The sequence below is a fragment of the Streptomyces sp. GbtcB6 genome, from assembly GCF_019091475.1.
Taxonomy (GTDB): Bacteria; Actinomycetota; Actinomycetes; order Streptomycetales; family Streptomycetaceae; genus Streptomyces; species Streptomyces hyaluromycini.
This window is the reverse complement of the sequence record NZ_JAGXJL010000002.1, coordinates 260,751-283,099: the sequence shown is the minus strand read 5'-3', so window position 1 is coordinate 283,099 and position 22,349 is coordinate 260,751. Positions and strand designations below refer to the sequence as shown.

Here is a 22,349-nt window from a genome sequence, read left to right as displayed (position 1 = left end):
TGATCAAGTGCGGCCCGCCCATGAAAGCAGACGGACCCGGTTACGAGGACGGGGTACCCGCCGCGCCCAGGAACTCTCCCCAGCCGCCCACCGGCTCCTGCCCCGGGTTCAGTGTGCGCAGCTTGCGCAGCACCGCCGGGTCCTGCGCCTCCAGCCACGCCACCAGCTGCTTGAAGGACACGAAGCGCACGTCGTCGTGCTCGGCCATCTTGCCGATCGCCTCCTCGACGGCGTCCATGTAGATGCCGCCGTTCCAGCGCTCGAAGTGGTTGCCGATGAAGAACGGCGCCCGGTTGGTGCTGTACGCCCGCTCGAAGCCCGCCAGGTAACTGTCACGGGCCTGGGTGCGCCAGGCGTCGTACTGGGTCTTGTCGCCCAGCGGGTTACCGGCGGACTGGTTGTACATCATGTTGTAGTCCATCGACAGGACCTGGAAGGAGTGCCCGGGGAACGGTATGGACTGCAGCGGGAAGTCCCAGATGCGGTTGCCCTGCACCTTGCCCGGCCAGATCTGCAGGCCGCCGGGGGAGCTGGCGTCGTACTTCCAGCCCAGCGCGGCGGCCGTGGGCAGCAGGTTGGTCTGGCCCTCCAGGCACGGGGTGCGGCCGCCGATCAGCTCCTTGCGGTAGTCGAAGGGCAGCGGCTCCAGGTCGGTGAAGCCGGTGTTGGTCTTCCACTTGGTGACGAAGTCCATGGCCTGGTCGATCTCGCTGCGCCACTCGGCGGGGGACCAGTTGCGCACCCCGTCGGAGCCGCAGAAGTGCCCGTTGAAGTGGGTGCCGACCTCGTGGCCCTCCAGCCAGGCCGCGCGCACCTGCTGGAGCGTGGCGTGGATGTGCCGGTCGGAGAGGTAGCCGATCGCGGAGGCGCCCACCGCGTGCTGCGGCGGCCGGTAGAGGTCCTTCTTGGACTCGGGCAGGGTGTAGATGCCGGAGAGGAAGAACGTCATCTTCGCGCCGTGGTCCGCGGCCACCTTGCGGAAGCGGGAGAACAGCTGGTTGCTGAGCTCGCCCGCGCCGTCCCAGGAGAACACCACGAACTGCGGCGGCTTGCTGCCGGCGGCCATCCGCGTCGCCTTCGGCTGGTGCGGCTGCGCGCCGGTGTCGGCGGTGGAGCCGTCGCCGATGAGCTTCAGCGGCTTGGCCGGCGCACCGCCGTCCTTGCCGCCGTCGGCCGAACTGCTGCCGCCCAGCGTCCAGTTGCCGTTCGAGCATGCGGAGAGAGCACCCAGGGCCCCCGCCGTCGCGCCCGCCGTCAGCACCCGCCTGCGAGAGATGCCGCTCATGTCCGTCCCCGATTCCGTCGTCCCGGCCCCTGGCGGAGCCCCGTTGCTGTGTGGTCGACGGGTTCGATGGGCGGTCCGGTGAAAAAGATCGGAGCCGGCTGTGTGTGTTGCACGTCTGTGACAGTCGTGGCCCGGACATGACGAACCCCGCTGCCCGGGGGAGTGGGCAGCGGGGTCCGGTCAGGGGGTGGTCAGGCGCCGGTACCGGCGCTGAACACGTTCAGGCGCACCGAGGAGGCGTTCCCGGACACCGGGACGGCGCCGTTCTTCCAGGTGACCTTCAGCGAGTCCTTCTCGTCCGGCGGGGTGACCAGCAGCGCGGCCGGCGTCGCCGTCTTGGCGCCGCTGATCTCCGGGCTGGAGAAGGTCAGCCCGGCCCAGGCGCTCTGGCCCGGCTTGAGCGTGACCGTCGCGGCGGTGCTGCCGGACTCACGTTGCGGGTCGGGGCCGAGCTGGGTGCCGGCGGCGTTCACGAAGGCGGCGCCCGGGAAGCCGCGCACGGTGCAGGTGCGGCCCGACTTGTTGGTGAGCACGATCGGGAAGTTCTCCTGACCGGCCCCCGGGTCGTTGCCGCCCACCGAGGCGGTCAGCTCCGAGGTGTGGCAGCGGGTGCCGGCCGCGGCGGCGGTGCCGGTCGTGGTGCCACCGGTCGACGAACCGCCGCCCGTGGCCGAGGCGCCGGTCTGCGACGCCGGCGAGGACCCGGTGCCGGACGGGACGGCGGAGGTGCCCGAGGTGTCCGCACTCGACGCGTTTCCGGTCGCGGGCGCGGCCGTGCCCGACACCGACTCCGGGGACTTGCCCTGACCGCCGTTGCCGCAGGCGGTCAGAAGGCCCAGGGCGGCGACCGTGCTCGCGAGCAGGGCCGCCCCGCGCCGCAAGGGCTGGGACGTGTGCGCCATGTGGATCAGCACTCCTGGATGTCGTGGCACGCGTACGAGGCGTACCTGAGGCGCTCCGTGCGCCGTCACTCCCATCCGATGCGAGAAACGGCGGAAAAGTTCGGGGGCACGCCGAGATTCATCGGGTCAGGTGACCCGGAGGGACCGGAGTACGCCGTCCGTGGTGGCCTTGTCGACGGCGCCCTTCTGCCGTACCTGCACATACACCTGGGGCTGGCTGTCGCCGCCGGCCGGCTTGAGGGCCGCCTCCTGGATCGAGCCGCCCGCGCCGGAGCAGCCGCTCCAGCTGCGGACCCGGCCCTTCCACTCGGTGCCGGTGAAGGCGCGGCTGCCGTCGTAGTGGCAGCCGGAGTGGGTCAGGGCGTTCACCTTGGCGGTGACGTCCCCATGCTCGCTCACCCCGATGAACACGCCGTTCACCGCGGCCGTCAGGTCCTGCCACTCCGACACGTCGTCGGCGACCTCCAGACCCGGCTCGTGCCCGGAGGCCAGCCCCAGGGCCTGCGGGTTCCAACCGGAGTCGCGCAGCTCGCCGGCCCATCCGGACGGCACCTCGGCCACCACCCGCCCGGTGGCGTCGGAGACCTTCGTCTCCGCGCTCGTCGTCCCGTCCCGATGCGTCAGCGTGACCGCGAGGGCCGTGCCGCCGGCCGCCAGGACCGCGGCGAGGGTGAGCGTGACCACGTTGAGCCGCCGGCGGACGCCGTCGAGCCGCCGCGGCCGCCGGGCCGCCGCGGTCGCCGCCAGCCGGTCCAGCTCGTCCGCGAAGGCCTGCGCCGTCGGCCAGCGCCGCTGCCGGTCCGGCTCCAGGGCCCGCATCAGCGCCCGCTGCACGTCGTCCCCGAGGTCCGGCCGCAGCCGCTCCGGCCGGACGACCTGCCCGGGCGCCGCCGGCACCGTGCCGGTGACCAGTTCGTAGCCCACCGCACCCAGCGCGTAGACATCGGCGCGGGCGTCGATGCCCTCGCCGGGCTGGGCCTGCTCCGGCGGCTGGTACCCCGCCGAACCGGCGGCCAGGGTCAGCCCCGACGCCTGCGCCAGGCTCTTGGCCAGCCCCAGGTCGGCCAGCAGCACCCGCCGGGTGCCGTCCTGTGCCGTACGCAGCAGCACGTTCGTCGGCTTGATGTCCCGGTGCACGATCCCCGCCCCGTGCAGGTCCGCCGCGCCGCGCGCCGCCAGCGCGGTCAGCCGCAGCGCGTCGGGGATCGGGAGCGGGCCGCCGCCGAGCAGGTCGGCGAGGGTGCCCGCGTCGGCGTACTCCATCACGAAGTACGGCCGCCCGTCCGGGAGTTCGCCGATGTCGTAGACCTGCACCACGCGCTTCGAGTCAGCCCGCCGCAGCAGCCGCGCCTCGGACAGGAAGCGGTCGTGGATGTCGAGGCGGTGGGACCAGTTGTCGGCGAGCACCTTCACCGCGACCGGGGCGTCCAGCTGGTCGTCGTAAGCGAGCCAGACCGTCCCGAAGGCACCGGTGCCCAGGCGCTGTTCGAGGCGATAGCGGCCGATCCGCTCCAGGGGTTGCATACGACTATCATGCCTGTCCTGAGATCGACTTAGAGGGGGACCTCCCGTGCCGGACGCCGCGCTGACCGAAGACCTCGCCCGGCGGGCCGCCGCAGGCGACCAGGTGGCCCTGAACCAGCTGCTGTCCGCGGTCTGGCCCGACGTCGTACGACGCTGCGGGCGGTTTCTGCCGTGCCGGGAGGACGCCGAGGAGGCGGCCCAGGACGTCCTGCTCCAGATCTCCCGGAAGATCTCCACCTTCGAGGGCCGCAGCCGCTTCAGCACCTGGCTGTACACGGTCGTCGCCAACTGCGCCCGGCAGAAGTACCGGGACCTGAAGAGGCGGGCGGCGGAGCAGCCGGCGGTCATCGAACCGACCGAGCACGTCGACCCGCGTACGACGAGTGTGATCGCCGGGTCCAGGATCGATCTGCTGGAGGCGCTGGACCGGCTGGAGCGGGAGCACCCGCAGCTGGTCGCGCCGCTCGTCTACCGGGACATCTGCCAGCTGGACTACGCCGAGGTCGCCGAGCGGGTGGGGATCCCGCTGGGCACGCTGAAGTCCCGGCTGCACGAGGCACGCAAGCAGGTCCGGCCCTGGCTGAGCGCGCCGTGACAGCAGAAAGGGCCGCACATCGGCGGCCCCGAAGAAACACAGGGCGAGGAGTTCTTCTCCTTGCCCTTCTTAACGTATAGCGCACTGGGGGGCTTGCGGCAAGGCCCCCCTCGTCCCGCAGAATCGCAGGCCGAAGCCAGGAACTGCGGTATTTGGGGGATGCGCGACATGCGTGTGCTTTTGATGGGATATGGGTCGCGCGGCGATGTCGAACCGCTGGCGGGACTCGCCGTGGCGCTGCGGCAGCTCGGCGCACAGGTGCGGGTCTGTGCCCCGCCGGACGAGGAGTTCGCGGAGCTGCTGGCCCGCGCGGGCGTGCCGCACGTGCCGTTCGGGCCGTCGGTGCGTGCGCTGGTGACCCGGCCGAAGCCGGCGCCGGAGGACGCGTTCAAGCTCGCGCCCGAGCTGGTCGCCGCACACTTCGACACGGTCGCCCCGGCGGCCGAGGGATGCGACGCGCTGGTGGCGAGCGGCCTGATGCCGGCCGGCGCCCGGTCGGTGGCCGAGAAGCTCGGCATCCGCTACGTGCTGGCATGCTTCCAGCCGTTCGGGCTGCCGTCCTCGCGCTTCCCGCCGCTGGGCCGGCCGGGCCGCCCGGCTCCTGCCGACGCCGACCTGCGGACGCTGTGGAAGGTGGACGCCGAGCGGGTGAACGCCCTGTACGGGGAGGCGCTCAACACCCACCGGGCCGCGCTCGGCCTGCCCCCGGTGGACAACGTCCGGGACCACGTCCTCACCGACCGGCCGTGGCTGGCGGCCGACCCGGGCCTGGCCCCGTGGCGGGACCGGACGGATCTCGACCTCGTCCAGACCGGCGCGTGGATCCTGCCGGACGAACGCCCGCTGCCGGACGAACTGGCGGCCTTCCTGGAGGCCGGCGAACCACCGGTGTACGTCGGCTTCGGCAGCATGGCCATGCGCGGCGCGCCGGACACCGCCCGGGTGGCCGTCGAGTCGGTGCGCGCCCAGGGCCGCCGTGTGCTGGTCGGGCACGGCTGGGCGGACCTCGCCCCGGTCGACGACCGGGACGACTGCTTCGCCGCCGGCGAGGTCAACCACCAGGCGCTGTTCCGCCGGGTCGCCGCCGTCGTCCACCACGGCGGCGCGGGCACCACGACGACGGCCGCCGCGGCCGGAGTGCCCCAGGTGGTCGTGCCCCAGATCGCGGACCAGCCGCACTGGGCCGCCCGGGTGGCCGAGCTGGGCATCGGCGCGGTCCACGACGGACCGGTTCCGTCCGTCGAGTCCCTGTCGGCCGCGCTTGCGACCGCCCTCACCCGCGAGACCCGTGCCCGCGCGGCCGTCGTGGCCGCCGCGGTGCGCACCGACGGAGCGAGCGTGGCCGCCCGGCTGCTCCTCGACGGCGCCTGAGCAGCACACACGGCCACCGTGGCGCCGCCGTAAGGGGCGCGGGGCTGTGTCGATTCGCGGCTCCGCCGCGTGGGCGCGACCGGCCACGACGGCCCCGCGGTCCCGCACGCACCGCAACCCGCTACCAACCCCGGACGACGGTCACCGTCCCCGCCCCCTCATGTTCGTCCCGTCCCTCCGGACGCCCTGCCGTACGTGCCCGCGGCCGCACGGCCTCCCCACGGAGCTGATGCATTGAACCCCCTGACCACCAGCGCCTTCCACCTGCCCGAAAGCCTCTCCGCCAAGGCCGACCCCGCCCTGATCGCCGCCGACGAGCGGCACCTGGCCGCCGTCGCCGAGTGCCTCGCCCAGTCGATCGCCGAGTTGTCCGACCGCCTCGGCGCCGAGCTCAGGGCGCCGGGCGGCACCGGCCGGGCGGCGATGGACCGGGACATCGAGGTGCACCGGCTGACCGGACGGCTGCGCACCCTGCGCCGCTTCGGCCTGGACCTCTGCCTGGGACGCATGGTCGGCGCCGACGACCCCGAGCCCGTGTACATCGGCCGGCTCGGCCTCACCGACAGCGCGGGCCGCCGGCTGCTGATCGACTGGCGGTCACCCGCGGCCGAGCCGTTCTTCGCGGCGACCCACGCCGACTCGATGGGGCTGCGCAGCCGCCGCCGGTACCGCTGGACGGACGGCCGGATCGGCGACTACTGGGACGAGGTGTTCACCGCCGACGGGCTCGAAGGGCACGCCGCGCTGGACGACCAGTCGGCGTTCATCGCCAGCCTGGGCGCCGACCGGTCGGAGCGGATGCGTGACGTGCTCGCCACCATCCAGGCCGACCAGGACGCGATCATCCGCGCGGGCTCCCGCGGCGCCCTTGTCGTCGACGGCGGCCCGGGCACCGGCAAGACGGTCGTCGCCCTGCACCGCACGGCCCACCTCCTGTACTCCGACCCGCGGCTCGGCCACCGCCGGGGCGGGGTGCTGTTCGTCGGCCCGCACCGGCCCTACCTGAACTACGTCTCCGACGTCCTCCCGAGCCTCGGTGAGGAGGGCGTGCAGACCTGTGTCCTGCGGGACCTCGTCGACGAGGGAGCCGCCGCGGCGGCCGAGGCCGACCCGGAGGCGGCCCGCCTCAAGTCGTCCGCGGACATGGTCCGGGCGATCGAGACGGCCGTCCGCTTCTACGAGGAACCGCCCGCCGCGGGGATGACGGTCACGACCGACTGGGCCGACCTCCGGCTGAGCGCCGACGACTGGGCCGACGCGTTCCGGGCGCCGGCTCCCGGTACCCCGCACAACGAGGCACGCGACCAGATCTGGGCGGAACTGGCCGCCATCCTGCTGGACAAGTACGACGGCGACGACGTCACGCCAGAGGAGTTCCGCAGGTCGCTGCAGCGGGACCGGGACCTGGTCGACACCCTCGACCGCGCCTGGCCGCTGCTGGCGGCGACCGACCTGGTCGGGGACCTCTGGTCGGTCCCCGCCTACCTGCGGCTCTGCGCCCCCTGGCTCGGCCGCGACGACGTGCGCAGGCTCCAGCGCGCCGATGCCCAGGCCTGGACGGTGTCCGACCTGCCGCTCCTGGACGCGGCCCGGCAGCGGCTCGGCGACCCGGAGGCGGACCGGCGCTTGCGGCGGCAGGAGGCCGTTCTCGTCGCCCAGCGCGAGCGCATGGCGCAGGTCGTCGACAACCTGATCGGGGCCGCCCGGGACTCCGGCGCCGACGGCGACGACGGCGAGGGCCTGGTGATCATGCTTCGCGGCGAGGACGCCAAGGTCAGCCTGGTCGACGAGTCCGAACTGACCGTCCTCGCCCCCGACCTGCTGGCCGGCCCGTTCGCGCACATCGTCGTCGACGAGGCCCAGGAACTCACCGACGCCGAATGGCAGATGCTGCTGCTGCGCTGCCCGTCCCGGAGCTTCACCATCGTCGGGGACCGCGCCCAGGCACGGCACGGGTTCCCGGAGACCTGGCGGGAACGCCTGGCACGGGTCGGGTTCGACCGCATCGACCTGGCCTCGCTCAGCATCAACTACCGCACCCCGGAAGAGATCATGGCCGAGGCCGAGCCGGTCATCCGGGCCGTGCTCCCGGACGCCAACGTGCCGACCTCGATCCGCGGCAGCGGCCTGCCCGTGGTCCACGGATCCGTGTCGGAGCTGGACGAGATCCTCGGCACCTGGCTCGCCGCCCACGCCGAGGGCGTCGCCTGCGTCATCGGAGCCCCCCGTTTCACCCCGACGTCCCGGGTCGCCTCGCTCACCCCCGAGCTGTCGAAGGGGCTCGAATTCGACCTGGTCGTCCTCGTCGACCCGGAGGACTTCGGCACCGGCGTCGCGGGCGGCGTCGACCACTATGTCGCGATGACCCGCGCGACCCGGCAGCTGGTGGTCCTGACCAGCGACCGGCAGCGACCGGAACCGGACAGGCCCTAGGCGATGTCGTCCTCGAACAGGTTCAGCTCGGCCCAGATCGTCTTGCCCTCCGCGGTGTGTCTGGTGCCCCAGCGCTGGGTCAGCTGGGCCACCAGCAGCAGGCCGCGGCCGCCCTCGTCCCAGGTCTTGGCCCGGCGCAGGTGCGGGGCCGTGTGGCTGGTGTCGGAGACCTCGCAGATCAGGGTCGTCGTGTCGTGGATCAGACGGAGCCGGATCGGGTGGGCGCCGTAGCGGATGGCGTTGGTGACCAGCTCGCTGACCACCAGCTCCGCCGTGAAGGCGGCCATGCTCAGGTCCCACACGTCGAGCTGTTCCACGGCCTGTTTGCGGATCGGCGCGACCAGGGCGGGGTCGGCGGGGATGTCCCAGGACGCCACCCGGGACGGCGGCAGGCCCTGGGTGCGGGCCAGCAGCAGGGCCACGTCGTCGGCCGCGCCGCCCGGCGGCAGCAGGGAGTGCAGGATCCGGTCGCAGGTCTCGTCCAGGGAGTCGCTGTACGCCGCCAGCGCCTCGTGCAGGAGCCGGCGGCCGGTGTCCGGGTCCCGTTGCCGGGAGGTGATCAGCCCGTCCGTGAACATGGCGAGGACCGTGCCCTCGTCCAGCGTCACCTCGGCCGACTCGAACGGCAGCCCGCCCAGGCCCAGCGGGGGACCGGCGGGCAGGTCCAGCCGGTGGGGGCGGCGGCCGGGGCGCAGCAGGACGGGCTGCGGGTGCCCGGCGCGGGCCAGCGTGCAGCGCCGGGACACCGGGTCGTAGACGGCGTACAGGCAGGTCGCGCCGACCTCGCCGGGGCTGCCCTCGCCGCCCTGCTCCGCCGAGAGCCGGAGCACCAGGTCGTCGAGGTGGGTGAGCAGCTCGTCGGGGGCCAGGTCGATGTCGGCCAGGGTGCGTACGGCGGTCCGCAGCCGGCCCATGGTCGCCGAGGCCTGCACACCGTGGCCGACGACGTCCCCGACGACCATGGCGACCCGCAGCCCGGACAGCGGGATCACGTCGAACCAGTCGCCGCCCACCCCGGCCCGCGCCGCCGGCAGATAGCGGGAGGCGGCCTGCAGGGCGGCGGTGCGCGGCAGTGTCCGGGGCAGCAGGCTGCGCTGCAGGGCCAGGGCGGTCTCGCGCTCGCGCGAGTACCGGCGGGCGTTGTCGATGCAGACGGCGGCCCGGGCCGTGATCTCCTCGGCGAGCAGCACGTCGTCCGGGCCGAACGGGTCGGGCCGCCGGTGCCGCCTGAACACGGCGACCCCGAGGGTGGTGCCGCGGGCCTGGATCGGCACCGACATCGAGGAGTGCACGCCGAACTCGCGCACCCGCTCCCCACGGGCCTTGTTCCAGGACAGCCACTGGTCCAGCGCCCCGGACGCCACCGAGGCCACGATCGTGTGCCCCGCGGTCAGCGAGTCGGCCTGCGGCGAGGAGGCCGGGTAGACCTCGGTCTGCCCGGGCTTGAGGACCGCCTCGGGGACGCCTGGCAGTACGGACTGGTGCGCGGTGCGGCGCAGGGTGACCGGCGCGGTCAGCCGGGCCGGGAGGTCGCCGCCGTGCTCCGGCGGGTCCAGCAGGTCGACGGTGACGAAGTCCGCGAGCGCGGGGACGCAGACGTCCGCCAGCTCCTGAGCCGTACAGATGACGTCGAGAGTGCTGCCGATGCGCACGCTCGCCGCGTTGACCAGCTGGAGCCGCTCCCTGGCCAGATAGTTCTCGGTGAAGTCGTGGGCGGCCAGGCTCACGCCCCGCACGCGTCCGGCGGCGTCGGTGACCGGTGCCATCCGGGCCAGCCAGGCGTGCGCCCGGTCCTCGCCGCCGGTACGCATGTACGTCTGCACATCCAGCGGCCGGCCGGAGGCCAGCACCCGGAGCATGTTCCGCTCCAGGTCGGCGCTCTCCGGCTTGCCGCCGATCTCGGTGACTCTCAGCCCCCGGATCCGCTCCTCGGGCAGCCCGATGACCTCGGCCATCGCGTCGTTCACCCGGCGCAGCCTGAGCTGATCGTCGTAGACCGCGATGGCGCACGGCGACTGCGTCAGCACGGCGGTCGTCAGCGGATCGTCCGGGGTGCGCGGGCCGCCGCCGTCCAGTGGGGAGACCACCAGCCAGTGACCGGGTTGTTCGTCCTGTGCCGTGCTGTGGTGCGCGAGCAGCCAGACCTGGATCGTACGGCCGTCCCGGTGGCGGAGTTCGACGGTGCCGTCCCAGCGGGTGCCGTCGGGGGTGCGCGGTGTGACGTCCCCGGCGAGCAGAAGTGCCGCGGACCGGCCCACGACCTCTTCGGCCGGGTGGCCGAGGAGCCGTCGCGCGCCCTCGTTCCACTCGGTCAGTGTGCCGTCCTCGCCGATGACAGCCCGGGCCGTCGCCGCATCGTCGAACGGATAGACCCGGCTCATCTCGCCACTCCCAAGCGCACACTCACAGTCAACAGGTGCACCACTCGTGTTAAGGGTAGTGCTTCGGACGCTCTCGTGACCGGCAAGCGACGGCGGTCGGTCGGTCGGGATCGAGGCCTGTCCGGAGTGCCGAACGCGGACCGGCCGACGGGACGAAAGGGGTGGGAGAAGGCCTCCGGACCCTTGACGGGCACAAGTGTCACCCCGTCAGAATCTGTTTGTTCACGATCAGTTGTGAGTAGTTCTGGCCCCTGATGAGGGAGAGCCGCACCATGACGGTCACTCGCAGATCGGTTCTGGCAGCCGCCACGGCAGCCCCTGCGGCCGGCGCCCTGCTGGGCGCGCCGGGCGCCTGGGCGGCCCCGGAGGCGGATACGTCCTCGCAGGTCACCGGCCGCCGCACGGTCGCCCTGCGGGACGGCTGGCGGTTCGCGCTGGTCAACCCGGGCGGGATCACCGACCCGACCGGCGCCTACGCGGACGCCGCCGACCCCGGGTACGACGACTCGGCCTGGCGGCAGGTCGCCGTACCGCACGACTGGAGCATCGAACAGACCCCTACGACCGAGAACGGCACCACCAGCGGCACCGGCTTCTTCCCGGGCGGTCTCGGCTGGTACCGGCTCGCCTTCACCCTGCCGCCCGGCTACGCCGGCAAGCGGATCTCGGTGGAGTTCGACGGCGTCTACATGGACTCGTACGTCTACTGCAACGGCACCGAGGCCGGCCGCCACCCCTACGGGTACACCGGCTTCGCCTTCGACCTCACCGACCTGCTGCACACCGACGGCAGCACCGCGAACGTCCTCGCGGTCGAGGTGCGGAACCAACTGCCCAGCAGCCGCTGGTACTCGGGCAGCGGCATCTACCGCGAGGCCCGGCTGGTGGTGACCGACCCCGTGCACGTGGCGCGTTGGGGGACGTATGTCACCACCCCGGACATCACCGCCGAGCGGTCCGTGGTGCGGGTGCGCACGGCCGTCGTCGACGAGTCCGGCGCGGGCGCGGACGTGACGGTCCTGTCCCGGATCGCCGACCCGGACGGCCGCACGGTCGCCCGTACCTCCTCCACGGTCACCGTCACCGGCTCCGGCGGGACCACCGCGACCCATGAACTGACCGTCGGGAACCCGAGGTTGTGGGACTTCGAGGCCCCGCACCGCTACACCCTGCACACCGAACTCCGGGTCGGCGGCGCCACCACCGACACCTTCCGCACGGTCTTCGGGATCCGCAGCTACCGCTTCGACCCCGACGAGGGCTTCTCCCTCAACGGCGTGCCCGCCAAGATCAGGGGCGTCGACCTCCACCACGACCAGGGCGCCCTCGGCGCGGCGATCAGCGCCGACGCGGTGCGCAGACAGATGACCGTCATGAAGTCGATGGGCGTCAACGCCTTCCGCACCTCGCACAACCCGCCCTCGCCGCAGATGACCGAGGTCTGCGAGGAACTCGGCATCGTGATGATGGTGGAGGCCTTCGACTGCTGGAAGACCGGCAAGACCAGGTACGACTACGGCCGGTTCTTCGACGAGTGGTGCGAGAGCGACGCCACCGAGATGGTCCTCGCCGCCCGCAACTCGCCCGCGGTCGTGCTGTGGTCGATCGGCAACGAGATCCCCGACTCCACCTCCACGGCCGGCCTCGCCATGGCCGACCGGATCATCGCCGCCATCAGGGCCGCCGACGCCACCCGCCCCCTGGTGATCGGCTCCGACAAGTACCGCGGCGTGCCGAAGCAGGGTTCCGCCGCCGACCTGATGCTCGCCAAGCTCGACGGACTCGGCCTCAACTACAACACCGCCAAGTCCGTGGACGCGCTGCACGCCGCCTACCCGCACCTGTTCCTCTTCGAGTCCGAGTCCTCCTCGGAGACCTCGACCCGCGGCACCTACCAGGAGCCGGAACACCTCAACACCGGGGAGAACCACACCCCCGGCCGCCGGGCCACCTCGTCCTACGACAACAACCTGTCCTCCTGGACGATGAGCGGCGAGTACGGCCACAAGAAGGACCGGGACCGGAAGTGGTTCGCGGGCCAGTTCCTGTGGTCGGGCATCGACTACATCGGCGAGCCGACGCCGTACGACGTGTTCCCGGTGAAGTCGTCCTTCTTCGGCGCGGTCGACACAGCAGGCTTCCCGAAGGACATGTACCACCTCTTCCGCAGCCAGTGGGTGAGCGAGCCGATGGTGCATCTGCTGCCGATGAGCTGGAACCACGAGGAGGGGGCCACGGTCGAGGTGTGGGCGTACGCCAACGTGCCCGCCGTCGAGCTGTTCCTGAACGGAGAGTCCCTGGGGACGCGGGAGTTCGACAGCAAGACCACGACCGACGGCCGCACCTACCTGGAGACCACCGAGGCCACCGGCGACGACAAGACCTTCACCTCCGGTCCCTACCCCGGCAGTTACACCAGCCCCAACGGCAGCGCGGGCAGACTGCACCTGACCTGGAAAGTGCCCTACCGGCCGGGCGAGCTGAAGGCAGTGGCCCGGCGCGACGGCAGGGTGGTCGCGACCGACGTCCTGCGCACCGCCGGCGCCCCGCACGCCGTGCGCCTCACCGCCGACCGCAAGTCCCTCTCCGCAGACGGGCGTTCGCTGGTCTTCGTCACCGCGGAGATCGTCGACGCGCACGGCGTGGTGGTGCCCGGCGCCGAGCACCTGATCTCCTTCGCCGTGACCGGCGGCTCGCTCGCCGGGCTCGACAACGGCCGTGAGGAGAGCGCCGAGCGCTACCAGGCGAGCACCCGAACCGCCTTTCACGGCAAGGCACTTGCCATTGTCCGCGCCGGTACGGAACCGGGCGCCCTCAAGGTGGCCGCGCGGGTGGACGGGCTGCGCGGGGACACCGTCACCGTGCACACCACCCCCGCCCGCTCCGTGGCGAGCACCCCCGCCCCCGACCTCCGCCCGGACTACCCGGCCCCGCCGGAACACCCCCACGCGGACGCCAGTTTCTCCGGCCGTCCGGACACCCTCCCGGCCGCCATGCTCGACGGCGACCCGGCCACCGGCTGGTCCAACGCCTTCGCCAAGTCGGCCACCGCCCTGCTGCCCGCGTTCGGCGGCGCCCGGACCGCGGACTGGGTGTCGGTCGACCACGGGCGCGCCCGCACCTTCGACCGGGTGGACGTCTCCTTCACCGTGGACGCGACCCACGCCCTGCCCGCGTCGGTCGAGGTGGCCGTCTGGGACGGCACGGCCTACCGGGCGGTGCGGGACACGGCAGTGGACTGGGCCACCGCCTCGGACACCCCGACCGTCATCACCTTCACCCCGGCACGCGGCTCCCGGATCCGGCTCACCCTGACCAGCGCCCACCCGGGGGAGACCCCGGGCGCGGTACGGATCAGCCGCCTCGACACCTGAGACCGCGGGCGGCGCCTCGGTGCATCCCTGGCGGGTACCTAGGGGAGACGGACTTGACCTGCGGGTATTTACGGTGGAGTACCCGCGCGGTACGGTGAAGGGCATGCCAGCTCTCAACGTGGAGTTCAGCGACCGCGAACTTGAGGACCTCAGGCAGATAGCCAAGGAGCGCGGTACGTCCATGAAGGCCCTCGTCCGTGACGCGGCGGCCGCCGACATCGCCCGGCACCGGGCCCTGCAGGAAGGGGCGGAGGAGTTCCGCCGTTTCTTCGCAGCCCATGCCGCCGAGTTCGCCGCCGCGTTCCCCGACGACGAGCCGCCCGCGAAGGGCGAGGCCGCCTGACCCATGCCGCCGGTCATCCACATCGACGTGCCCTGGCTGCTCCAGCGCCATGAGGAAGTCATGCCGGAGCAGCCCACCATCAACGACTTCTCCGCGCTGGTCGCCGCGGTCGCCCGGCACCGGGTCGATCCGCCCCGGCTCGGCGTGGACTCCGACCCGGCCTGGCGGGCCGCCGCCCTGCTGCACACCCTCGCCCTGCTCAAGCCGCTGCCCTCGGCCAACGCGCGGTTCGCCTGTGCGACCGCCGTGGCCTACATGTACGTCAGCGGTGTCGGCATCGACCCGCCCTACGGCACCCTCGTCGACCTCGCCCGCGACCTGATGAGCGGCAAGGCCGACGTCTACACCGCGGCGGACCGGCTCCGTTCCTGGCAGCTCTGACACCTGCCCGGACTTGCAGGGGAGAGGGCTGTCCCGGCTCCCCGGGGCCGCCGGCCGAGGGCGGGAGGAACGGGGCCGGCGGCCTGTTTCGCGCGGAAGAGCCGCCGTTTCGCGCGAGGCCTCGCGAGGAGGGCCGGTCATCAGTGGACCACCCGTGCGGACGGGCCGGGAGCGTGTGCGCGGGACCGCCGCGTGCGCACGGTTCACACGGGGCGCGCGGAAAGGTGAATGCGGCCATGAAGGGGCAATAGCCACCAGCGACTTTCTGACTTTCTGTCAATGCTGTCGATGTTGTACGGGTGCCTTGTTGCTTGTGTGAGACTTGTGCGAGGGTGAATGCCCGCGCGGGGGTAATGGCACGGTCCAATTCGACAGTTGAGGAACGCGACCTGCACCGCGCCGGCGAATTCCCGCTCCCTGCAGGCGCACCGAAGAGGTACGCACCACCGCACCAAAGGAATCCGCTCCGTGCACACCCCCCACCCGCCTCGCCCTCCCTATCCGCCGCCGGGCGGTGGTGCGGGGGAGTCCGACGAGTCCCTCGCCGCCCCGCTGCGAGCCGGATCCGACATCGAGGCCTCCCGCTCCGCCGCGCTGCTCATGGCGCGGCACTGGCGGCCCGTTCAGGATTACGCGGTCATCTGCCTGGCCGCCTCGGGGCCCGTCGCGCACATGGTCGCGGCCGCCGCCTTCCATCAGGTCCTCGACCGGGTGGCCCTCGGCGAGACGGCCGACGCGATCCGGCCCCGCCTGCTGGTCTCGGTCCGCGACACGGTCGCCAACTGGTCCGCGGAGGACCGAATAGCGGAGGTTCTTCCCGACCTCGGGAAACCGGCCGGCGGCCGCGGTATGCGTGCCACGAAGTCCATGACACCGGAAAACCGCACCCTCGCGGAGCGTTCATTCCTGGGCCTTCCGGCGCTCGCCCAGAGCCTGCTCTGGCATGCCGAGGTGGAGGCGGAACCGATAACCGTACCGGCCGGTCTGTTGGGCATGGACACGACAACTGCATCGGCGGCTCTCGAAGACGCCCGGGAGAAATTCCGCGAGGGCTGTGTCCGCGCGCACCGGGATCTCGCGCCGTCCCAGGAGTGCCGCTACTACAACCGCCTCCTTGACGTGCCGATCCGCCGCGGCGGCGGGCTGCTGCCGGATGTCCAGGAGCACCTGGCGCAGTGCCCGTACTGCCGGGCCGCCGCCGAGCAACTCGGCCATGTCGAGGGCGGACTGGGCGTGCTGCTGGTCGAGGCGGTGCTCGGCTGGGGAGCCCGCCGCTACCTCGACACCCGCCCGGGACGCAAGAGCGGTGCGGATGTCCCCCTGACCCGCGCCGCCGCCCGGCGCGCCGGAGGAGGCGGGCGCCGGCGCGCGGCCGCCCGGACCCGGCTCCTCGCCCGCATCCCCGTGCAGGTGCGCCGCCCGCCCGGCTCCTGGTCGTCGAAGACGCTGCTGACCAGCGTCGGCGTGGCCGGTGCGGGACTGCTCGCCTCCGTCCTCGCCGTCAGCACGCTGTCCGGCGGCGGAGACGGCAGCGACGCCGTCGCCACCGCCGGCCTCGTACCCGGCGACTCCGAGCCCGATGCGACGCCCACCTCCGGGACGGCCGGGCTGCCCGCCGCCGACCACACGACCCGGCTGCGCAACGCCGCCGCCCAGCTCTGCCTGGACATCAACGGCGAGCCGAAGGCCGGGACGACCGTCGTGCTCGCGGCGTGTTCCTCGGCCTCGACCCAGCAGTGGACCTACGAGAGCGACGGCGAGCTGCGCAGTGCGGCCGGCACGGATCTGTGCCTGGACTCGCACGCGGACGCCGGTGTGGTCATCGTCGGCACCTGTGCCGAGGAGGGCGCCGGGCGCGGCGGGGACGTGCGCTACGACCTCACCGTCCAGGGCGAGCTGCTGCCGCGCTGGGACGAGACCCTTGCCCTCGCCACGGGCGGTGTCGACCCCGGCTCCGACATCGTGGTCAAGGTCCGCGACCACACCAGTGGCCAGCACTGGCTGACCGACACCCCGACGCCGTCCCAGAGCCGCGGCTCGCTCTCCATCGCCGGGACCGGGGGCCCGTCGGCGCAGCCGGCGGAACTGGCCGGCCACTGAGCGCTCCGCTGGAAGCGCCGCGTCGGGTCGTCTGGTACCCGCGGCGCCGTCGTGGCTGGTCGCGCAGTTCCCCGCGCCCCTGCGGGGCGCTGCTGCGGCCGGGCTCAGCCCTGGTCGGTGTCCGGGCCCTGGGCCCGGACGCGTTCCACGTGCTCCAGGGAATCCCGTAGTTCGGTCAGCCAGTCGTCGGTGTGCCGCTGGACCAGCCGCACGCACCAGGCCAGCGCCTCGCTGCGGCTGCGCGCCACCCCGCCGGCGATCAGAGTGTCCAGCACCTGGCGCTCGGGCTGGCGCAGCCGGGTCATCACCGGCGCGGCCACATGCGTGAACAGTGCCCGCTGCCCGGCGCACTCCACGCCCCAGGAGACCTTGTGCCGGAACCGGTGCTCGGCCTCGCGGGCCACGGCCATCCGGCTCTCCCGGGTGCGCTCCCGGAACTCCTGGATCCGGCCCTGTACGGCCGCCTCCCGCTCGGCGTCCGACGCGTCGTCCGCCAGCTTGGGGCCGGGGATGCGCCCGATGACGGTGACCTCCTCGCGGTCGGCCGTCACCTCGACCAGTTCCTCGAAGAGGTCGTCGGGCAGACGGCCGGCGAACCAGCCGCGGAGCTTGTCTCGTTGCTCTTGAGTAATCATGTAATGACGATTACTCCGTTGCAGCACGAAGGCAAGGGCTTGCGGGAAGTCCGCCGACAGCGGAAGCGGAATGTTTCAGGACGATTAACGAGGCGGTGAGATCCGGCCATCCGGCCGCCTCGGGCGATCAAGAACCGCTCCGTTGCGCGGTCGACGCCTTCGAATTCCGTGACTTCACGCCACTGATTCAATACGCAAGGTTACTGAAACCTGTGGGTTCGATGTGTGTTTCGGCGGCGGACTCGGCAGAGTGGCGCCCGCCGCCCCGGCACCCACCGGGCCGAGGGCGGCACCCGTCGAATCGAGCGGAAGGATGCACACAATGCGAACCACCGCGCGCTGGGCAGCGACCCTCGGCCTTACGGCCGCCGCCGTCTGCGGACCCCTGACGGGGGCCGCCGTCGCCGCCCCGAGCTCGCTCTACGCCCCCTCGGCCCTGGTGCTCACCACCGGCCACGGCACAGAGGCGGCCACCGCCACGCCCGAGCGCGCCGTCACCCTGAACTGCGCTCCGGGCGCGTCCGGCACCCACCCGGCCGCCGCCGAGGCCTGCGCCGAACTGCGCGGCGCCGGCGGTGATCTGGACGCCCTGGCGCCCAGAAGCGATGTGTGGTGTACCAAGCTCTACGATCCCGTCGTGGTCACGGTCGAGGGCGTCTGGCAGGGCAAACGCGTCTCCTACGAGCACACCTTCGGCAACCAGTGCATGAGGGACGCCTACGGGACGAGCGTCTTCGCCTTCTGAGCCCGGGATCGCACGGTCCTCGTGACTGCCGGACAGGTCCGTAACTGGGGAGTGCGGCCCCTGGAGCGGGGAACCTGCGATCTCGCAGCGGGGGTCGGACGGGTGGTGTGGGGCTGCCCGTCCGACCCCCGGTATCACCGCCGCTCCCCGGCGTTCCCGTCCCGGGGAATGCCGGGGAGCGGCGGGAAACGCCCCAGCAGCCCCGAGGCCCGTAACAGCCGCGGAATCCGGGGCCCTTCGCACATCAGCCGCAGCCGCCCGCCCCGCTCCCTGGCGCGCGCCTCGGCCCGGCACAGCACCCGCAGCCCCGAGCAGTCGAGAAAGTCCAGCCGCCGCAGATCGACGAGCACATCGGGCTCGGGTCCGGCGGTCACCGCGAGCAGATGCTCGGCGAGCAGCTCCTCGGTGGCGATGTCGACCTCACCGAAGACCTCGACGACGAGGTACGACCCGCTGCGGTGGGTGCGCGCACAGGAGTTGGCGGCGGGCAGCCCGGGATCCACGGCTTCCGGCGTCATCTCTGCTCCACGAGGCACAGGGCGCGTACGGGGCCTGGTAGTTACCCGGTCAGAGCGCCTGGCATCCCTGATGGCGGTGGCGCAAGATCAGGTTCACTCGACCAAGTGAATTTGAATGAAGTGGCTTGACTTGACGCGCCCCCATGGGGGCGCGAGGAACTGCGCGACCAGCCACAACGCACCCGCAGACAACAACGGCGAGGGGCCACCGTCTCCCTGCTGACGGCGGCCCCTCGGTCCCTGCGGCTCTGCGGCAGTTACATGTGAACGACCGGCGCCGCGTCGGCGTCCTGCTGCGGCACCCCCTTGCGGAACAACAGGAAGGCGATGACCGCGCCGGCCGCGTACATCCCGGCCGACCACCAGAACGCGGTCGTGTAGCTCTCGATCGTGGCCTGTGCCTGCACCAGCTTGCTGGTCGCGTCCTTCCCGGCCAGGTAGTCCGTCGCCGCGCTCGCCGCGAGTGTGTTGAGCAGCGCCGTACCGATCGAACCGCCCACCTGCTGCATGGCGTTGACCGTCGCCGACGCGACACCCGCCTCGTCGGCCGTCACCCCGCCCGTGCCCATTTGCATGGCGGCCGGCATGACCAGGCCGAGGCCGAGGCCGGTGATGATCAGCTGCGGCAGCACCGCGCTGAGGTAGCTGGAGCCGACGCCGATCCCGGTCAGCCAGGCCATGCCGGCCGCGGAGACCGCGAAGCCCAGCGGGATGACCACCTTCGGTCCGAGCCGCGGCACCAGGACCTGGGTACCGATCTGTGCCGTCACCATCAGCCCGCCGATCATCGGCAGGAACGCCACTCCGGTCTTCGTCGGGCTGAAGCCGAGGTTCAGCTGCAGGTAGTAGGTGAGGAAGAGGAACACGCCGAACATGCCGCCCGCGGAGATCAGCACGGCGAGGAACGAGGCCGCGCGGTTGCGGTCCAGCAGGATGCCCAGCGGCAGCAGCGGGTACTTGGCCTTGGTCTGCCACCAGGCGAAGGCCGCCAGCAGCCCCACGCCGGCGATCAGGAAGCCCCAGGTCAGCGGCGAACCCCAGTCGTGCGTCTCGGCGTTGGAGAAGCCGTAGACCAGCGAGAACAGACCGGCCGCGACCAGGACCGTGCCCGGCACGTCCAGCTTGGCGTTCCCGGCGTCACGGTGGTTGTGCAGCAGTGCCATACCGCCCGCGAAGGCGACGACGGCGATCGCGACGTTCACGTACAGGGTCGAGCGCCAGTCGAACGTGTCGGTGAGGACACCGCCGAGCAGCAGGCCCACCGCACCGCCGGCGCCGGCGATGGCGCCGTAGACGCTGAACGCCCGGGCCCGCTCACGGGCGTCGGTGAACGTGGTGTTGAGCAGCGAGAGCGCGGTGGGGGCGAGCAGCGCGCCGAAGGCACCCTGCAGGGCGCGTGCCGTGACCAGCATCCCGAAGCCGTTCGCGGCACCGCCCAGCGCCGACACGGCGGCGAAGCCGACGACTCCTATGAGGAAGGCGGTCTTGCGGCCGAACAGGTCGGCGATCCGGCCGCCGAGCAGCAGCAGGGAGGCGAAGCTGAGGGCGTACGCGGTGACGATCCACTGCCGGTTGCCGTCGGAGAACCCGAGGTCGGCCTGGGCGGACGGGAGGGCGATGTTCACGATCGTGGCGTCGAGCACCACCATCAGCTGGGCGACGGCGATGACCGCGAGGATCCACCACCGCTTCGAGGAGGCGGCCGGCGGTGCCTCCTCGGTACCGACGACGACGTCGTCCGTCAGAGTCTTCTCGGACATGGGGGAACCACTCCAGGGAAAGTCGTTCGGGATTTACAGAGAAGCCGCTTCACCGCGACGACGCCTACGTAGCCGCGAACGAAACGGTTTCGTACACATCGAGACTAGAGCACTTTCAGCGAAACGGCAACGTTTCGCTGGGAAGGGAGACTCGCCATGGCCGACGGGATGCTCGCGGTGGCCGGCGCGCGGCTCTACTACGCGGTACGGGGCGCCGGCCCGGCCCTGCTGATGGTCGGCGGCGCGGGTGGCGACGCGGGCTACTACACGGCGATCGCCGAGGACCTCGCGGACGCCTTCACCGTGATCACCTACGACCGGCGCGGCAACTCCCGCAGCACCGGCCGGGACGGCACCGCGACCACCCTCGCCGAACAGGCCGCGGACGCCCGTGCGGTCGTCGAGGGCCTCGCCGGCGGACGCGCCCTGGTGTTCGGCAGCAGCGCGGGCGCGATCGTCGGGCTCACCCTGGCCGTCCGCCACCCCGAGGTGCTGACCGGGCTGATCGCCCATGAGCCGCCCGCCGTGAACGTCCTGCCCGACGGCGACCCGGCCCGCGGCTTCTTCCCGGAGCTGGCCGCGGTCCACGCCGAGGGCGGGGCGTCGGCCGCGGGCCGCCGCTTCGCCCACGGGGTCCGGGGTGAGGGTACCTATCGCTGGCCGGACGACCTGTGGAAGCGGTTCCTCGGCAACCAGGACCACCTCTTCACCGCCGAGTGGCCCGCCCTGGCCTCCTTCCTCCCCGACGAGGAGGCACTGCGCTCGGCGCCGTTCCCGATCGTGCTGGGAGCGGGCAGCGAGGACCGCGGTACGTACTACGCCCGCCCCTCGATCGAGATCGCTCGTCGAATCGGCGCGCAGTGGGCGGAGTTCCCGGGGATCCACATGGAGTACCTGCGTGATCCGACGAGGTTCGCGGCGGCGGTGCGGGTGCTGGCAACACTGCTGCACTGGCAGGGGGAGGCCAGTGTGCCGACCTCTTGAGGGGCGCGGGGCTGTGTAGATGTGCGGCTCCGCCGCGTGGGCGCGACCAGCCCCCACCGGCCCGCGGTGTCTGTGCGGACCTTTAGCCCACCAAGTATTCCTTGACAGGCATATAACCGTGCAGGCATATTGAACCATGTCCGCCGATACCCTCTGGACCGCCCTGGCCGACCCCCACCGCCGCGCCATAGTCGGCCTCCTCCTCACCCGCCCACGCCCCGTCGGCGAGATCGTGGACGCATGCGGCCTCAGCCAGCCGAGCACTTCCAAGCACCTCAGGGTGCTGAGGGAGGCGGGACTGGTCCGGGTACGGCAGGACGCGCAGCGCCGCGTCTACGCCCTCGACCCGGCACCCATCGCCGAGCTGGACGCCTGGCTGGCCCCCTACCGCCGGCTGTGGAACAGCAGCCTGGACGCCCTGGGCCGCCGCCTGGACGAGACGACGGACGACCCGGAAGCCCCCTCCTCGAAGGACTGATCCCGATGCCCGCCGAACTCACCGGCACCTACGTCACCCTCGACGACGGCCGCCCTGCCGTCCGCTTCAGCCGCGTCTACGGCCACCCGATCGACCGCGTCTGGCACTTCGTCACCGACCCCGACGAACTCGCGGAGTGGTTCCCCTCCCGCGCCGAGTTCGACCTGCGCCCCGGCGGCGCCGTCAAGTTCACCGGCGACCCGAACATGCCCGAGTCGCAGGGCACCGTGCTCGCCGTCGACCCGCCCCGGAACCTGGCCTTCGACTGGGGCGGCGACGAGATCCGCTTCGATCTGGCTCCGGAAGGCGAGGACCGCACCCGCTTCACCCTGACCCATGTCCTGGGCGAGGAGAACACCGCCGCCCGCAACAGCGCCGGCTGGGAGGTCTGCCTCTCCGCCCTCGACGCGAAGGCCCGCGGAGAGCGTCTCCAGGGCCCGCACGCCGGCGTCACCGCGTCCTGGAAGGAGTACTACCAGGGCTACCTCGACGCCGGCCTGCCCGCCGGCGCCCCCGTCCCCGGTGCGGACGGCTGACCCG

General features: G+C 72.3%; 18 protein-coding genes. 11 read left to right on the top strand and 7 right to left on the bottom strand.

Going from position 1 to position 22,349, the window contains the following annotated elements; genetic code table 11:
* Window positions 1-40: 40 nt before the first annotated feature.
* The 3 genes from KVT45_RS04150 to KVT45_RS04140 form a co-directional block, all read right to left on the bottom strand.
* Window positions 41-1,285: a hypothetical protein gene (locus tag KVT45_RS04150; protein WP_217545084.1), complete on the bottom strand. Its 1,245-nt coding sequence runs from the start codon at window positions 1,283-1,285 to the stop codon at window positions 41-43.
* A gap of 191 nt (window positions 1,286-1,476) precedes the next feature.
* Entirely contained in the window at window positions 1,477-2,187 is a 711-nt protein-coding gene (locus tag KVT45_RS04145) for a DUF4232 domain-containing protein (protein ID WP_217545083.1), read from the bottom strand.
* A 126-nt stretch (window positions 2,188-2,313) separates the two neighbouring features.
* A complete protein-coding gene (locus tag KVT45_RS04140; RefSeq protein ID WP_217545082.1) occupies window positions 2,314-3,711 on the bottom strand; it encodes a serine/threonine-protein kinase in 1,398 nt (465 codons plus the stop codon).
* A 46-nt stretch (window positions 3,712-3,757) separates the two neighbouring features.
* On the opposite strand from KVT45_RS04140, the gene KVT45_RS04135 reads away from it, so the two are divergent.
* The 3 genes from KVT45_RS04135 (at window position 3,758) to helR (ending at window position 8,110) form a co-directional block, all read left to right on the top strand.
* Entirely contained in the window at window positions 3,758-4,306 is a 549-nt protein-coding gene (locus tag KVT45_RS04135) for an RNA polymerase sigma factor (RefSeq protein ID WP_217545081.1), read from the top strand.
* Window positions 4,307-4,474: 168 nt separating this feature from the next.
* Window positions 4,475-5,677: a glycosyltransferase gene (locus tag KVT45_RS04130; protein WP_217545080.1), complete on the top strand. Its 1,203-nt coding sequence runs from the start codon at window positions 4,475-4,477 to the stop codon at window positions 5,675-5,677.
* A gap of 234 nt (window positions 5,678-5,911) precedes the next feature.
* Window positions 5,912-8,110, top strand: a complete 2,199-nt coding sequence (gene helR, locus KVT45_RS04125; protein ID WP_217545079.1) for an RNA polymerase recycling motor ATPase HelR — start codon at window positions 5,912-5,914, stop codon at window positions 8,108-8,110.
* Here the strand turns inward: helR and KVT45_RS04120 are convergent.
* Window positions 8,107-10,491: a SpoIIE family protein phosphatase gene (locus KVT45_RS04120; protein ID WP_217545078.1), complete on the bottom strand. Its 2,385-nt coding sequence runs from the start codon at window positions 10,489-10,491 to the stop codon at window positions 8,107-8,109. The two genes, helR and KVT45_RS04120, sit on opposite strands and share 4 nt — an antisense overlap.
* 272 nt (window positions 10,492-10,763) lie before the next feature.
* Between KVT45_RS04120 and KVT45_RS04115 the strand changes: the two genes are divergently transcribed.
* The 4 genes from KVT45_RS04115 to KVT45_RS04100 all read left to right on the top strand — a co-directional run bounded on the left by KVT45_RS04115 (window position 10,764) and on the right by KVT45_RS04100 (window position 16,689).
* On the top strand, window positions 10,764-13,865 hold the full coding sequence (locus KVT45_RS04115) for a glycoside hydrolase family 2 TIM barrel-domain containing protein (RefSeq protein WP_217545077.1): 3,102 nt from the start codon (window positions 10,764-10,766) through the stop codon (window positions 13,863-13,865).
* 103 nt (window positions 13,866-13,968) lie between these two features.
* The gene (locus KVT45_RS04110; protein ID WP_089103774.1) at window positions 13,969-14,208 is read left to right on the top strand and encodes a hypothetical protein; all 240 of its coding nucleotides are present in this window, start codon (window positions 13,969-13,971) and stop codon (window positions 14,206-14,208) included.
* A 3-nt stretch (window positions 14,209-14,211) separates the two neighbouring features.
* On the top strand, window positions 14,212-14,589 hold the full coding sequence (locus tag KVT45_RS04105) for a toxin Doc (RefSeq protein WP_217545076.1): 378 nt from the start codon (window positions 14,212-14,214) through the stop codon (window positions 14,587-14,589).
* Between the two features lie 468 nt (window positions 14,590-15,057).
* Window positions 15,058-16,689: an RICIN domain-containing protein gene (locus tag KVT45_RS04100; RefSeq protein WP_217545075.1), complete on the top strand. Its 1,632-nt coding sequence runs from the start codon at window positions 15,058-15,060 to the stop codon at window positions 16,687-16,689.
* 104 nt (window positions 16,690-16,793) lie between these two features.
* Here KVT45_RS04100 and KVT45_RS04095 read toward each other — a convergent pair whose 3' ends face one another.
* The gene (locus KVT45_RS04095) at window positions 16,794-17,324 is read right to left on the bottom strand and encodes a hypothetical protein (RefSeq protein WP_217545074.1); all 531 of its coding nucleotides are present in this window, start codon (window positions 17,322-17,324) and stop codon (window positions 16,794-16,796) included.
* Between the two features lie 322 nt (window positions 17,325-17,646).
* On the opposite strand from KVT45_RS04095, the gene KVT45_RS04090 reads away from it, so the two are divergent.
* Window positions 17,647-18,069: a subtilase-type protease inhibitor gene (locus KVT45_RS04090; protein WP_217545073.1), complete on the top strand. Its 423-nt coding sequence runs from the start codon at window positions 17,647-17,649 to the stop codon at window positions 18,067-18,069.
* 134 nt (window positions 18,070-18,203) lie between these two features.
* Here KVT45_RS04090 and KVT45_RS04085 read toward each other — a convergent pair whose 3' ends face one another.
* A complete protein-coding gene (locus KVT45_RS04085) occupies window positions 18,204-18,587 on the bottom strand; it encodes an STAS domain-containing protein (protein WP_217545072.1) in 384 nt (127 codons plus the stop codon).
* A 257-nt stretch (window positions 18,588-18,844) separates the two neighbouring features.
* Window positions 18,845-20,347, bottom strand: coding sequence for an MFS transporter (locus KVT45_RS04080; protein WP_217545071.1), 1,503 nt, complete (start codon window positions 20,345-20,347; stop codon window positions 18,845-18,847).
* A 156-nt stretch (window positions 20,348-20,503) separates the two neighbouring features.
* On the opposite strand from KVT45_RS04080, the gene KVT45_RS04075 reads away from it, so the two are divergent.
* The 3 genes from KVT45_RS04075 (at window position 20,504) to KVT45_RS04065 (ending at window position 22,345) form a co-directional block, all read left to right on the top strand.
* Window positions 20,504-21,331 (top strand): alpha/beta hydrolase, encoded by an 828-nt coding sequence (locus tag KVT45_RS04075; RefSeq protein WP_217545070.1) that lies wholly within the window; start codon window positions 20,504-20,506, stop codon window positions 21,329-21,331.
* A gap of 136 nt (window positions 21,332-21,467) precedes the next feature.
* Window positions 21,468-21,809 carry a helix-turn-helix transcriptional regulator gene (locus KVT45_RS04070; RefSeq protein ID WP_217545069.1) on the top strand — a complete coding sequence of 114 codons (342 nt, stop codon included), beginning with the start codon at window positions 21,468-21,470 and terminating at the stop codon, window positions 21,807-21,809.
* Window positions 21,810-21,814: 5 nt separating this feature from the next.
* Complete coding sequence (locus tag KVT45_RS04065; RefSeq protein WP_217545068.1) at window positions 21,815-22,345, top strand: SRPBCC family protein; 531 nt, start codon at window positions 21,815-21,817, stop codon at window positions 22,343-22,345.
* The last annotated feature ends 4 nt before the right edge of the window (window positions 22,346-22,349 follow it).

Coding starts and splice junctions, on each gene's coding strand:
- KVT45_RS04150 (WP_217545084.1), bottom strand. CDS start 1,285: ATGAGCGGCATCTCTCGCAGGCGGGTGCTGACGGCGGGCGCGACGGCG.
- KVT45_RS04145 (WP_217545083.1), bottom strand. CDS start 2,187: ATGGCGCACACGTCCCAGCCCTTGCGGCGCGGGGCGGCCCTGCTCGCG.
- KVT45_RS04140 (WP_217545082.1), bottom strand. CDS start 3,711: ATGCAACCCCTGGAGCGGATCGGCCGCTATCGCCTCGAACAGCGCCTG.
- KVT45_RS04130 (WP_217545080.1), top strand. CDS start 4,475: ATGCGTGTGCTTTTGATGGGATATGGGTCGCGCGGCGATGTCGAACCG.
- KVT45_RS04120 (WP_217545078.1), bottom strand. CDS start 10,491: ATGAGCCGGGTCTATCCGTTCGACGATGCGGCGACGGCCCGGGCTGTC.
- KVT45_RS04115 (WP_217545077.1), top strand. CDS start 10,764: ATGACGGTCACTCGCAGATCGGTTCTGGCAGCCGCCACGGCAGCCCCT.
- KVT45_RS04110 (WP_089103774.1), top strand. CDS start 13,969: ATGCCAGCTCTCAACGTGGAGTTCAGCGACCGCGAACTTGAGGACCTC.
- KVT45_RS04105 (WP_217545076.1), top strand. CDS start 14,212: ATGCCGCCGGTCATCCACATCGACGTGCCCTGGCTGCTCCAGCGCCAT.
- KVT45_RS04095 (WP_217545074.1), bottom strand. CDS start 17,324: ATGATTACTCAAGAGCAACGAGACAAGCTCCGCGGCTGGTTCGCCGGC.
- KVT45_RS04090 (WP_217545073.1), top strand. CDS start 17,647: ATGCGAACCACCGCGCGCTGGGCAGCGACCCTCGGCCTTACGGCCGCC.
- KVT45_RS04085 (WP_217545072.1), bottom strand. CDS start 18,587: ATGACGCCGGAAGCCGTGGATCCCGGGCTGCCCGCCGCCAACTCCTGT.
- KVT45_RS04080 (WP_217545071.1), bottom strand. CDS start 20,347: ATGTCCGAGAAGACTCTGACGGACGACGTCGTCGTCGGTACCGAGGAG.
- KVT45_RS04075 (WP_217545070.1), top strand. CDS start 20,504: ATGGCCGACGGGATGCTCGCGGTGGCCGGCGCGCGGCTCTACTACGCG.
- KVT45_RS04070 (WP_217545069.1), top strand. CDS start 21,468: ATGTCCGCCGATACCCTCTGGACCGCCCTGGCCGACCCCCACCGCCGC.
- KVT45_RS04065 (WP_217545068.1), top strand. CDS start 21,815: ATGCCCGCCGAACTCACCGGCACCTACGTCACCCTCGACGACGGCCGC.